The organism is Salmonella sp. SAL00653 (assembly GCF_046552515.1).
Classification (GTDB): Bacteria; Pseudomonadota; Gammaproteobacteria; order Enterobacterales; family Enterobacteriaceae; genus Salmonella; species Salmonella enterica.
Window position 1 is genome coordinate 17,652 of the sequence record NZ_JBGDTY010000019.1, and the last position, 12,363, is coordinate 30,014.

General features: G+C 49.6%; 11 protein-coding genes. All 11 read right to left on the reverse strand.

The window, feature by feature from the left end:
* Nucleotides 1-22: 22 nt before the first annotated feature.
* The 11 genes from ACLJRU_RS19725 to ACLJRU_RS19775 all read right to left on the reverse strand — a co-directional run bounded on the left by ACLJRU_RS19725 (nucleotide 23) and on the right by ACLJRU_RS19775 (nucleotide 12,363).
* Nucleotides 23-757, reverse strand: a complete 735-nt coding sequence (locus tag ACLJRU_RS19725; protein ID WP_001270587.1) for a Cof-type HAD-IIB family hydrolase — start codon at nucleotides 755-757, stop codon at nucleotides 23-25.
* Complete coding sequence (locus ACLJRU_RS19730; protein ID WP_015899457.1) at nucleotides 742-1,620, reverse strand: STM4011 family radical SAM protein; 879 nt, start codon at nucleotides 1,618-1,620, stop codon at nucleotides 742-744. Before ACLJRU_RS19730 ends, ACLJRU_RS19725 begins: the two co-directional genes overlap by 16 nt.
* On the reverse strand, nucleotides 1,617-2,858 hold the full coding sequence (locus ACLJRU_RS19735; protein ID WP_001062051.1) for an STM4012 family radical SAM protein: 1,242 nt from the start codon (nucleotides 2,856-2,858) through the stop codon (nucleotides 1,617-1,619). The genes ACLJRU_RS19730 and ACLJRU_RS19735 overlap by 4 nt, the downstream gene beginning before the upstream one ends.
* A 1-nt stretch (nucleotide 2,859) precedes the next feature.
* Nucleotides 2,860-3,735 carry an STM4013/SEN3800 family hydrolase gene (locus tag ACLJRU_RS19740; RefSeq protein WP_000282790.1) on the reverse strand — a complete coding sequence of 292 codons (876 nt, stop codon included), beginning with the start codon at nucleotides 3,733-3,735 and terminating at the stop codon, nucleotides 2,860-2,862.
* Nucleotides 3,728-4,753 carry an STM4014 family protein gene (locus ACLJRU_RS19745; protein ID WP_001541215.1) on the reverse strand — a complete coding sequence of 342 codons (1,026 nt, stop codon included), beginning with the start codon at nucleotides 4,751-4,753 and terminating at the stop codon, nucleotides 3,728-3,730. The genes ACLJRU_RS19740 and ACLJRU_RS19745 overlap by 8 nt, the downstream gene beginning before the upstream one ends.
* Nucleotides 4,754-4,765: 12 nt before the next feature.
* A complete protein-coding gene (locus tag ACLJRU_RS19750; protein WP_038394066.1) occupies nucleotides 4,766-5,614 on the reverse strand; it encodes an STM4015 family protein in 849 nt (282 codons plus the stop codon).
* 156 nt (nucleotides 5,615-5,770) lie between these two features.
* Entirely contained in the window at nucleotides 5,771-6,463 is a 693-nt protein-coding gene (gene ompL, locus ACLJRU_RS19755; protein ID WP_001541218.1) for a porin OmpL, read from the reverse strand.
* Between the two features lie 67 nt (nucleotides 6,464-6,530).
* On the reverse strand, nucleotides 6,531-7,952 hold the full coding sequence (locus ACLJRU_RS19760) for an MFS transporter (protein WP_000064892.1): 1,422 nt from the start codon (nucleotides 7,950-7,952) through the stop codon (nucleotides 6,531-6,533).
* Between the two features lie 45 nt (nucleotides 7,953-7,997).
* Nucleotides 7,998-9,380 (reverse strand): MFS transporter, encoded by a 1,383-nt coding sequence (locus ACLJRU_RS19765; RefSeq protein WP_000084250.1) that lies wholly within the window; start codon nucleotides 9,378-9,380, stop codon nucleotides 7,998-8,000.
* A gap of 45 nt (nucleotides 9,381-9,425) precedes the next feature.
* On the reverse strand, nucleotides 9,426-11,462 hold the full coding sequence (locus tag ACLJRU_RS19770; RefSeq protein ID WP_023235425.1) for an alpha-glucosidase: 2,037 nt from the start codon (nucleotides 11,460-11,462) through the stop codon (nucleotides 9,426-9,428).
* A 43-nt stretch (nucleotides 11,463-11,505) separates the two neighbouring features.
* Complete coding sequence (locus ACLJRU_RS19775; RefSeq protein ID WP_001541220.1) at nucleotides 11,506-12,363, reverse strand: aldose-1-epimerase; 858 nt, start codon at nucleotides 12,361-12,363, stop codon at nucleotides 11,506-11,508.

Genomic DNA, 12,363 nt, shown 5'->3' on the forward strand with positions numbered 1-12,363 from the left:
ATGAAAACTCGGCGGGGTTTTTTTATTCACATTGATAAAGGGATAAGGTTGCCAAAAAATCAGCAATCGCTGGCGTATTATGCCGACCAATGACGCTGTCCGCATAAACCTTTGCCCGGGCGCTGGCATTCCCCATCGCTACGCCCAATCCGGCTAAACGTAGCATTTCCGCATCGTTATCATTATCGCCAAACGCCATCACTTCGCGCATTGCGATATGCTGTTGCTGTGCATATCCGGCGAGGCTTTGCCCTTTGCTACACCCCTTCTGGAGAATATCCAGTTGATGATGCCAGGACCAGGTACAGCTTAGCTGTAATTCATGCTGTATAAACTCAGCAATATTTTGTAGTTGTTTTATGTGCCGATGAACGATGCTGATTTGCCAAATATTCTCCCTACTGCTTAGCTCATCAGCCTGAAAGATTATTTTATCATCAGCACGAATTGTCGGTTTAAGCGGATATACCCGCGCCAGTATTTTTTCCGTTTGTAAGTGCGTCAGCGGCAGCGGATCAAGGATCTGCTGTTGAGCCGGTTGATAAATATAGCTTCCGTTACAACAGATCATCGGTTCGGTGAGCGCCAGCGTTTGATAATACGCATAGGCTTCACGATGAGAGCGACCAGTAACAAGCATTATTCGGCAGCCCATGTCCTGCATCTGACGGATGGCGGTTAGCGACTCTGGCAGAATTTGTTTATTACGGTTTAGCAGCGTTCCATCAAGATCAAAAGCGATTAAACGATATCGCATGAGCGTCCGATCCTAAAACAGCGTGAGGCATCCAGGTGATTCAGCAATGGAATATCGAGACGGTGCTGATAAGCGAGAAAACAGTGGCATTGCTTTGCCTGGCAGGCGGGAGAATTAAGACGTTGCTGATATAAATTACCCATTTTAATTTTGCTGATATGACAAGCAAAAAGATCGCCTTCTGCGTTCATAAAAATACTTTTTCTTCCTGCGGTACAGATATCCAGCTGCGCTGGCCACTGCTGCGTTTCAATCACATACAGCGGATCGAGTTCACCGAAGGCGATGGTTTCCTCGACGGTATGCCGGGTATTGGCACACTCGTTGGCGTTAAACCAAAAATAATTCTGGTCAGGCAACTGCTGGCGTAGCCAACGAAACTGGTCGATATCTTTCATACTGGCGACAGCCCCCGCGCACCAGGTTATTCCGGCGGCAGAGAGCGCTAAACACTGCTGGAGAAAGCGCTCAGCGGTAATTTGTGAGGGATGAAAAGAACACCATAACCGAAGCTTTGAGATATCTCCGCCGCCAGCACGAAATGCCTCCAGCAATGACATTAACGAAAAAGAGGCATTAGTTTGTATGCCGACCGCCTGAACATGAGGATAGCGGCTAATTTCTGCCAACGCCGCCATGTAATAACGCAAGCGTAGCGCCTCGCCATAAGGCGTAATCATCACATTCAACGGCGTACCTAAAAGAGGCAAATGGTCAACCATGCGCCATAGCGCGGCTTCGTCGCGTTTTTTATCGTTACGGGCGTGTTTATGGAACGGGCAATAGCCGCAATGATAATTACACGATTTAAGATAGCCGCGATAAAACAGCGTGTGAATATCGCGCAGGGCGGGGATGCTCATCTCTGCCGATTCTCCCGTAGCATCACCTCAGGCGAAACGAACACAGGAGCAAGGCAATCGGATAATGCCATACCGGTCTCCGTTAGCCGGAGGCGACTGCCATTCTGATAACAGTAGCCTTGCTGTATAAAGCGTTCCAGGTTGGGGAAATCCCTTAGCGCATCGCTGGCAAAATATTGCTGATAATCACTAAGAGAAAGTCCCTGCCAGAAAAATAGATTTTTAATGATAAAGCGGCGTTTTATTTCATCAGGGGGAAGCAGATAACCGTGATTGATGACGGTTTTATCCGGGCTGTCGATAAACGCCTGAATGATTTTTCGTGATGTCTGCAGGTTCGACGACCACGGTGAACAGTAATGCAGATTGCCAAGATAACTTCTGCCGCCCGCGCCGAGCGCCAGTGAGTTTTCAAATCCGCAGCTTTCCGCCGCGGCGGATGGCGCTGGATTAAGGACGAAACGGCGCATGGACGTTTGGGTGTAGCCCGCGTTGCGTAAAAGATCGCGGGCTAAAACGTAGTAGCCATGCATACTTTCCTGGCGAGGCATATTATAAAGCGGATAAAGAAACAGCTCTTCCGGTTGATAAACGAGCGCCTGATGTAACGATTCCGTCAGGCTTGCGTGAGTCTGTCCGGGAATGCCGTAAATAATATCAATATTGAGTGATGGAAAATGACCCGCCTTTAGCCATTCCAGCGCCTGGTGCGCGCTGGCGGCATTGTGGCGGCGGTGCAGCGTATGTAACTCGCTGTCATGAAAACTTTGTACGCCAATACTGACGCGATTAACGGAAAAGGCGTTTAATAGCGCTACTTTTTCTGCTGTGGTATCCGTAGGGGAAGTTTCAATTGTTTTATAAATATTCCAGTCAACATTGAGCACATCAAAGACGGAAAAAAATAACTTCTCTAATTGCGCAATGTTTAATAGCAGAGGTGTGCCGCCGCCTACGGTAAAGCTTCCCCAGTGGACGGGCGCCAGCGCCATTTGTTGGCCCTGGGTAATAATCGCGTCGATATAGCTATCAATGAACGTATTATCTGCGCCTGTGCAGGTAAATAAATTACAGAACCCGCAGCGACTTTGACAAAACGGCATATGAACATACAGATGTGTGCCGTGCTCGTAAATCCGTGGTTTTACTTCGCTAAAGCCGACGTTCTCCAGCTCCCGATAAGCCGTCTTATGCGGATAACTGTACATATACTGACGATAAATATCATTGTTATTCATATTAATGATTACAGCTCAGCAAGAAATGCATATAGGGAACGGTATTAACGATCGGATGATTAAAACTATGGAAATATTTCCCGTCTTCGCCATAGCAGGTACCGTGATCGGAACAGACAATAACGAACGTTTCGCCGCCGGTTTGGCGGAAAATGTTTAGTAATCCGTCGATGCGGGCGTCGATATAGCGTAGCGCGGCGGCATGAGTCTCAACGGTATCGCCAGGGGCCGCGCCCTCAACGTAAAAATGGTTAGGGTAATGAATCGTGTCGATATTGATATACATCATGACCGGTTGGTTGCCAGCACGCTCGGCCATGATTTTCTGGATATAATGGATTTGGTTATCCATACTTTCTTTAACCGTACAGGCAAAGCGTGGATGCCAGTAACTCTCTTTAAACATCGACGGGAACACTTTTCCCATGCCGGAGCGGTTATTAAAGAAAGAGACGCCGCCAATACAGATGGTCTGGTAGCCTTTATTTTCCAGACTTTTTATCCATGTTGCGTCATCAAAGGCAAATGCATTTTTCGGCCCTTTACGACCAAGTCCGATATCTTTTGGGAAAAACAGCATGGTCTGATTAACGGTATCATCAATAGGTTTTGGCATAAAACCTGAAAACATGGCGTGATGCGAAGGCCAGGTAAAATTACCGGCCGCCTCGCATTTCGTCCATTGTCCATAATGATTAAGGTTTGGCGTATTTCCGGCGGTTTGTTCCTGAAGCGCAATATCGTAGCGTAACGAGTCCAGCACAATAAAAAGAATATGAGCGTTATTACTAATTAGCGCATTCATATCGAATTCGCCATCGCCTGTGTCAATCGACGCGTGCAGCGAGACGGGGACTTCATCCATTGAATTATACATTTTGCTTCCTCATGGCCCGGATTTGCGCCTGATAAATTAGATTATTCTGCTGCGCATCCTGATAAATCAAATCACCCTGGCCATTAATTTCAATAATATACGGCGTCAGGCTGGTGGTAAGTAAAACATCAATACCCGCTAAGCGAATGCCGGGGAAAAGCCGCATGGCATTTTGACAGAGCGTATCGATCTCAGTCACTTTTGCGGCAGATAACTCCAGACTTTCGAAGCAGTAAGCCTGGTTTTGCAGATGTAAGTTAGTAATGGGCTGCGAGGAGGTTCTGACCACTCGCCAGATAATTTCGCCATCCAGGCAGACGATGCGTAAATCATAGGTTTTATGCTTTACGTTGGCTTTGGGCAGCCACTGTTCGACGAGGTTTTCCTGCTGAAGAACGCCATCAATAATGAGCTGGATATCTTCTTTCTGACGATACTGTTGGATTTTTTTGCTGTTAAATAGCTGTTGTCCTGATATGGCAATCGCGCTGTAAAGCACCTGCTTTATGCCATCAGGGTGGCGGCGCAAAGCGATAACGCCCGCCGCGCCAGAACCCAGCGAGGGCTTAATGAACACGCTGGCGACCCTTTTTTCCTCCATGATGGCGGTGAGCTGTACAAAACTTTTTACGTCTTCCGCTACCAACGGCGGCGTGGGGATGCCGTGTTCCAGTAAGCGCCGCTTGCAGCGTTTTTTATCCAACAGGTGAATGAGGCCCGCCGGATGGTTAAGCCAGGTGACGCCAGGACGCGCCGCCATGTTCTGCAAAAAATGGATATAGTCCAGACCGATCGCGTTTATTTTGCGGATGTCTGTTTCACTGTGTACTGGCGGGTCGATTTTAACGATGCCAGAGGTCAGCGAAGCGTCCAGCGCTTGCGGATGAGTCAGCGCCGTGACGGATTCCCCAAGTGTGGCGGCAGCCTGCATAAAATAATGCGTGCGCTTGCTCTGATGGGGGCCAATGAGCGTAATCACAATAAATCCCTTTATCAGTGAGTAGGGGAATGTGCACATTCCCCTACACAATCACTCGGTGTACATCGCATTCATATAAATATCGCCATCGTAATCATCAGGCTCCAGAGCTTCTGAAAGATTCAAGTTTATCGGCAGTGTGGCTTTTAGCTTTTCCTGCATCTCCGGCGTCAAATAGTGGTGGTGGAGATCGAGTGTTTCCAGATGCGCAATTCGGTCTTTATGCTCCAGCAGCGCCTCTGCGCCGTTGTCCGTTAAGGTACCGCATGAGAGTTCCAGCACGTTAAGCTGCGGCAGGATATTACTTGCCAGCACCCGGCGGGCGATATCATCCTGCTCTTCGCTGTTCATCAACCCCAGATGGGTGAGCTGAGGGAAAAGAGCTTTCGATGCCAGCGCCATCACGTCATCCAGCGAACCGTCAAAACCGTATCCCTCTACGCCCAGGAAGAGCTTCAGCGTTTTTAATGCAGGGAGCTGCGCATTTTGTAGTTCGGCAAGCACGTTAGAAGGGATGCCGCCGGAAATGATTTCCAGGTGCTCCAGTTTCTCATGATGTATAGCGCCCAGTCGCAGATCCGACGCGCCCTTAATAATCAGTTCTTTCAGATTGGGTAACGCCACATAGAGCCTGGAATAGTCACCTTGTTTAATCCAGGAGATCTCGCAGTCTTCGCTCTCCATATCACCGATAAACAGTGATTCCAGGTGAGTAAAGCGGGGGGCGTTCTCCACAATCATATCAATAATAGGCTGGCAGGTTTCGTCTTCCCAACAATCACCCCAGTTACCAATGGTCAGTGAGCGAAGCTTTGGCAGATCTTCATCGGTTAAAATCAAATTAATGAGCTGTTCCTGGGTTAATTCATTGTCCCAATCAATATTAAATCGCTTATTCATTTGTTTCCCTTCTCTATAAGCATGAATATGGTAAAACGCTTTGCGAATATTATCATGGCGCTTAGAGGCGGGATATCGGGAGTCTGATTCAGGATGAATGAGCGGGCAGAACAACTACCCGCTGTGATGCAGATTCGGAAAATAGAGGCGATAATATCAGAAGAAATACTGCGCCCCGATACGAATCTGGTTTTGCTCTCTATGGTAGGGGCCCACGTTACGATCTAACCAGCGTAATTCAAAGTAGGGCAACCAGTGTTCATTGATACGATAACGGAAGGTATTAGTGATTTCCCAATGATGCTTCGTACCATTACTACTATTAAAATCATTAACGTTATAAAAATAGTGTGGTTCAAAGGTATAAGAAAATTTATCGGTAATGATAAAATTCCAATAGTTACCGATTTCATAGCTGTCATTATTATCCAGTTCGCCATTCAAATCGGTTGAACTATAATTATTGTGATTATATCGGTTACGTACCGTAAGATTAAACCACGGGGTAAATTTATAGTTAACATCCAGATAGACGGCGCCGCCGGAACCAATGCTTTTGTCGTTTATTAACCCGCCAGGCTGGATGGTTAATTTATCTGTAGGTTTAAATAATGGATACCAGCCCTCAATCTCATTATAACCGTGCTTTAATTCATCATCACGCTGTAGCGTATAGGTATTGGTCAACATAATTCCGGCCCCCATATCGGAGTTATAGCCGACGCGCAGCATAAACTCCATTTGGTCAGACGCCAGGTTATAGGCTTCACGGTTTTCTACATAAGCGCCAGCAAAAACAGAGGTGGATATTACTGAAGTTAATATCACTAGAGTATTCAGAGATTTCATAATAAATCCATTTTTCAAATATAGGGAAGCCGCCATCCATCGGGATGGATAAAGCGGCAAGCGTCGTTTAATTATTTACAGTAGAAATACTTTGTTTATTATTAGTCGCGACAATTTGATTACCTGTTTTCTTTCGTTGGGCAATTTCCTCGATAATAAAAGCGAAACGTTGTTCATTGAGCTTATAAAAAAAGCCCATCGTTAGTGCTGCGATAATGGCAAGACCGCAAGGCCATAAAAAAATGAGCTGACGCAAACCAAGCAACGTGGTGTCACTTTGAGCTATGTTGGGGATATAACCGATTTGCGTCAGCATAATACCTGGCAAAAAGCCAGCAAGCGCAGCGGAAATTTTGCGGGAAAAGGTATAACCCGTATACACCGAGCCTTCAGCGCGAATACCCGTTTTCCATTCACCGTAGTCAACCGTATCCGGAACCAGCGCCCAGTTCAGGCTGTTGACGAAAGCGGTACCGAAGAAGGCGATACAAGAGAAAATAACAAACAGGAATGACGTTCCACCCCAGATAAAATTCAGGATATCGCCAACGGCCCACAATATCAGACCACCAAGATAAACCTGTTTTTTCCCGAAGCGTTTTACCGCAGCTGGTACTAATAAAACACCAATCAGGATACAGCCCATGCTGAAAAAACCCATCCATGACAACAAATGAATATCGTTCAGCACGTACTGAGTGTAATAAACCTGAATGGCCAGCTTGATATTAAAAGCGGCCAGCGTGCACAAATTGGCGACGCAGAGCACCAGCTGCGGCGGATTACGAAAAATCGCGCAGAAGGATTTCAATATGCTGGGTTTATGCGTGTCAGGCACGGTTTCGATATACCGTTCTTTCACCCCGCTAAAGCACCACCACATGCTGAACAGCCCGCAGACCGAAAAGATGACTGCTGCAATCAGATAACCCAGCGAAGGGGAACGGGTAAACAGCGCCTGAATGGGCATAAAACCTACGGTACAAAGAAGAAGGCCAATGGTAGCGCCGCCTTGTCGCCATGCGGCGAGCTGGGCGCGCTCATGCGGATTTTTGGTAATAGCGGGTACCATCGCGCCGTATGAGCAGTTCATCAGGCTGTAGAACAGACCGAACAACATAAACAGCACCGTCGCGAAGGCTGTTTTAACGGGTAAAGTAAAGTGAGTGGCAAAGAATTGCGCAGTAGCAACCAGAGCGACTGGAAATGACGCATACAGAATAAAAGGCCGAAACTTTCCTTTTGCGCCAATATTACGGCGTGAATCCAGCAATACGCCGGTGAGCATATCGGTAAAAGCGGTGAAGAATTTCGCCACCAGAAAGATAATTCCACCGTAATATGCAGGCATCCCGAGTTCATCGGTATAAAACTTCAGTAGATACAGCGTACCGATACACAGCATCAGATTTGAGCCGAAATCGCCCACGCCATAGGCGCATTTTTCCCGCAGGCTCAACTTTAGCGTTAGCGGATCATGATTAGACATAATCGCCTCTCAAAACGCCCCGCAGGGCGTTATATTTTATTGTTGTTAAACCGTATGTTTCCGGGCCTCAATCTCTTCCACAATTCGCACGTACATCTTCTCGTTGAGGTTGTAGAAACAGCCCATCGCAATAATGGTGATGACCGCCAGCACGCAAGGATAAATAAAGATCAACTGGCGTAGGCCTTCGACGGTGCCTGCCGATTGCACCACATTCGGGATATAACCGATTTGTGTCAGCATCCAGCCGGGGAAGAACCCTGCCAGCGCCTGGGAGACCTTACGGAAGAACGTGAAGCCGGTGTAAACCGTCCCTTCCGAGCGGACGCCGGTGCGCCATTCACCGTACTCCACCGTGTCGGAAACCAGCGCCCAGTTCAGGCTGTTGACGAAGGCGGAACCGAAGAACGCCAGGCAGGAGAAGGCGACAAAACTGACCGAGCCGCCGCCAAAGAAGTAGTTGAGCAGATCGCCCGCCACCCATATTAACAGCCCGCCGATATAGACTTTCTTCTTGCCAAAACGCCTGACTGCGCCGGGCATCAAAAAGACGCCGATAAAAATACAGCCCATGCTAAAGAAGCCCATCCAGGAGAGGAGGATCGGGTCGTTAAGAACGTACTGGGTGTAATAAACCTGAATCGCCAGTTTGACGTTGAAGGCGCCGAGAGTACAAAGGTTGGCGATACACAGAATAAACAGCGGACGGTTACCGGCGATGGCGCGGAACGACTGCAATAATCCGGGCTTTTGCGCGTTATCGACAGGTTTCACTTCGACGTAGCGCTCTTTAACGCCGGCGTAGCACAGCCACATAAATAGCAGGCCAAACAATGAAAATAGCGTGGCGGCGAAAATATAGCTGAGCTGGGCATTGCCTTCGATCAGGTTCATGACCGGCACAAAGCCAACGGTACACAGCAGCAGGCCGAGAGTGGCGCCGCCCTGACGCCAGGCGGCAAGCGAGGCGCGTTCATCCGGGTTCTTGGTAATCGCGGGCACCATCGCGCCATACGAGCAGTTCATCATGCTGAAAACCAGCCCGTACAGCATAAACAGCATCGTTGCGACGACGGTTTTTCCCGTCACCTCAAACGGTGTGCCGACAAAGTTAGCAATCGCCAGTAGCGTTACCGGAAATGCCGCGTAAAGCACGAACGGGCGGAATTTGCCCTTCGGACCAATTTTACGCCGCGAGTCGAGCATAATGCCGGTACCCATATCGGTAAATGCGGTAAAAAATTTGGCGATCAGGAAAATGATTCCGCCGTAAGTCCCTGGTAAACCCAGCACATCGGTATAAAATTTGAGTAAATAGAGGGTCCCGATATCTAACAGGATATTGGAACCTAAATCCCCCAGTCCGTAGGCAAGTTTTTCTTTAAACGGCAAGCGTAGGGTTGCCGGATTCGATGATGTTTGACTCATTATTCTTCTCCATCTGCCCGCAGGTTTCCCTGCGGGCGAGCCGTATTAGATATTCCGTAAAGAAGCAAAAAGTGAAGCCCACTCGCTCTTCGCGCGATAGAAGACCGGCGGCTTGCCAATGGGCGCATCCACGGTAATTTCACCGCCGTGGTGAGCTTCGCCGGTCCAGATATTCACCCAGTGATCTTCCGGCAGGTACAGCGTCCAGTCGCAACGCCCCTGCTCGTGAACCGGCGCGACCAGCAGATCCTGACCGAGCAGATATTGATATTTCAGGGTGTAGGTTGTGGCATCGTTCTCGTAGTGCAGGAATAGCGGACGCATGACCGGCAGACCGGTAGCCGCGTTTTGCGCCACCGCCTGCTTGAGATACGGTTTCAGCGTGGTAAAGACGGTGGTCATGCGGGCAAAGTGGGCAATAGTTTCCGCGTCGCCGTCAAACTGCCAGTTATCGCCGGGGCGGTTGCCTTCATGGGTGCGCATCATTGGCGTAAAGGCGCTGAAATCGCACCAGCGCAGCAGCAACTCTTTGCTGCGTTTCATGTCAAACAGGGTGGTGTAGCCGCCGATATCGCTGTGATGCAGACCGTGGCCGGTCATCGCCAGCGACAATGCCGCAGGCACGACAGAGGCCAGACCATCATCAAGGCTCCAGTCAACGTTCTGGTCTCCTGCCCACATCATGGTGGAATATTTCTGACTGCCGGTGTAACCCGCACGCATAAAGAACAGGATCTCGCCGAGCTTGCCGGTCTCCTGTAGCGCTTCGTAGTTACACTTCGCCCACAGTGCGGGCCAGGCGTTATGCATGATCTCGGCGCTGACGCCGTTGTGCAGATACGTGTCGGTCGGCAGATATTCGCCGAAATCCGCCATCCAGCCGCTGCAGCCGAGCGCGATCATGTTCTTTTTGATGACGTCTTTGAACCAGTCGTAAGCTTCAGGATTGGTCAGATCGACCACGCCGCCATAGAATTCGCCAAACTCGACCAGATAGTCGCCGCCCGTGGCGTCTTTCGCCAGGTAGCCGTGTTTCGCCGCCTCGGCGCAGAGGTCTTTATCACTGGCGACGTATGGGTTGATATAAGAGAGGAACTGGACGCCTTCTTCTTTCCACTGTTTGATACGGCTATCCAGCTGTGGATAGTTGTCGCTATTCCACTTCCAGTTCCACATCACGCGTTTGCCGAAAGAGGTCATACGAATGCCGGACCAGTCCTGCGCCCAAATACCGTTCACTTTTACGCCTGCGTTGCGCATGGTATCCAGTTTTTGCTGGCAAACTTCCGTACCGCCCTGAATGCCTAGCGTGACGCCGTCATAAACCCAGTCCGGCAGCTCCGGCTGGCGGCCTAACAGCGCAGTCAGTTTTTCCAGCAGGGCGATGTAGGTGTCGGCACACTCAAAACGCAGCGTAGTTTTATCTTCCCACAGCGCCAGTTCGTGATACTCCGGCGCGCTGAAGTCGAAATTCATATAGCAGCTATTATCGACGTGGCAGTAATACTTCTGCGTGCTGACAAAGGTTGGCTGGGGGAAGAAGGTCCAGTAATAGTCGCCGCCGGCGTTTTCTTTACAGTCTGCCTGCCAGGTGACATAGCTGGTTTTATTACGGCCAACGCCCTGTTCGCTGGTCCACAGCGGGAACGGCTTGCCGCGCAAATCGAAATAAGAGAACTGTTCGCCGCAGCCGTAGATATGGTCGTCTGGATTAGCCGCGAGGCGTAACCAGATACGGTTATGGTGCAGGTCGTCGTTTTGCAGATCCAACGTCAGGCGTCCCGCCTCATCGGCGGAGATGCGAAGGGTGGCGCTAATTGTTGCGCCACGGCTGAATTGTACCAGCCAGCCGTCGGGTGGCTCGCTGACGGTGGCCTCCGTTAATGCAATCTTTTCGTTAAGTTTGTCTTTGATACTAAAGTTGCCGCGAAACATATCAATGTCGGCAACGCCCGCGCCAATCCACAGACAGGGGGTTTCGGCGCTGTGGCGTAAAATCAGGCGCTGCTGCCAGCTAAGCGCAAAACCATCCTGTGATGTTGTCAGTTCAAAATCGGTTGACCGTTGTGGTAGAGAATTCATTGTAATCTCCGTGAATGTAGGGTAATTCGGTAATCCATTTGGGCTAGTCACAGCCGATGGAAAAATGCAGTTGATGGATCGCTTTTGGGGCAAGATGAATCAGCGCGATCCCGGAATTAAATGCATCGGGCGGGCAGCTCATAGGCTCTACCGCGAGACCTTTTCGGCTGAGTTTTTCGCCGGTATAGATCTGTAGCCAGGGTTGGTTGCTGCGTAAAAATGTAGACATGTTCTGCGTTGGGCTGGTAAGTCTGACCTCCCACTCAGCCGGGGTAGTCGCGGTCTTAACCGCATGATCAAGACGCGTTTCGCCGAGCAGGCATGATGCGGAAAAATCCCTGCCTGCGAGCAATTCTTCGCTTGCAGGCAGTGTTAATACACAGCTATCGATGCTTTGCAGATTACAAGTCAAATAAGGATGTGCGCCCGCGCCATAAGGGGCTGATTCATCGCCAATGTTTTGCGTACGAATCAATACGTGCAGCCCACTGGCGGCATCTAACCGATAAATCACTTCCGATATCAACGCAAAGGGATAGCCGTAAGAGGGCGGCAGAAAAATCGTTAGCGACGCTTCCGTCGCCGACTGATAATTAATCTGCCAGTCTCGCCAGGCTAACAGACCGTGAATGGCGGTCTGCGAAACCGGGTCGTTAACGGCAAGCTGGAAAACCTTGCCGTTATAGGAGTAGCAGCCATTTGTCACGCGATTGGGCCAGGGAATCAATACTTTCCCCAGATGCGCCATGGGTATTTCTTCCGGTTTATGCGGGATGACCACATGGCGTCCATGATGGGTCAGTTCCGCCAGACCTGCGCCAACCGTGACGATTTTCGCCTGGTAATGGCCCGCATTAAGCTGAATAGTTTTTCCACCGCTGTGCATGGCTGCCATCCTCAT

Coding starts and splice junctions, on each gene's coding strand:
- ACLJRU_RS19765 (WP_000084250.1), bottom strand. CDS start 9,380: ATGAGTCAAACATCATCGAATCCGGCAACCCTACGCTTGCCGTTTAAA.
- ACLJRU_RS19725 (WP_001270587.1), bottom strand. CDS start 757: ATGCGATATCGTTTAATCGCTTTTGATCTTGATGGAACGCTGCTAAAC.
- ACLJRU_RS19735 (WP_001062051.1), bottom strand. CDS start 2,858: ATGAATAACAATGATATTTATCGTCAGTATATGTACAGTTATCCGCAT.
- ompL (WP_001541218.1), bottom strand. CDS start 6,463: ATGAAATCTCTGAATACTCTAGTGATATTAACTTCAGTAATATCCACC.
- ACLJRU_RS19775 (WP_001541220.1), bottom strand. CDS start 12,363: ATGAGGATGGCAGCCATGCACAGCGGTGGAAAAACTATTCAGCTTAAT.
- ACLJRU_RS19750 (WP_038394066.1), bottom strand. CDS start 5,614: ATGAATAAGCGATTTAATATTGATTGGGACAATGAATTAACCCAGGAA.
- ACLJRU_RS19740 (WP_000282790.1), bottom strand. CDS start 3,735: ATGTATAATTCAATGGATGAAGTCCCCGTCTCGCTGCACGCGTCGATT.
- ACLJRU_RS19730 (WP_015899457.1), bottom strand. CDS start 1,620: ATGAGCATCCCCGCCCTGCGCGATATTCACACGCTGTTTTATCGCGGC.
- ACLJRU_RS19770 (WP_023235425.1), bottom strand. CDS start 11,462: ATGAATTCTCTACCACAACGGTCAACCGATTTTGAACTGACAACATCA.
- ACLJRU_RS19745 (WP_001541215.1), bottom strand. CDS start 4,753: ATGTGCACATTCCCCTACTCACTGATAAAGGGATTTATTGTGATTACG.
- ACLJRU_RS19760 (WP_000064892.1), bottom strand. CDS start 7,952: ATGTCTAATCATGATCCGCTAACGCTAAAGTTGAGCCTGCGGGAAAAA.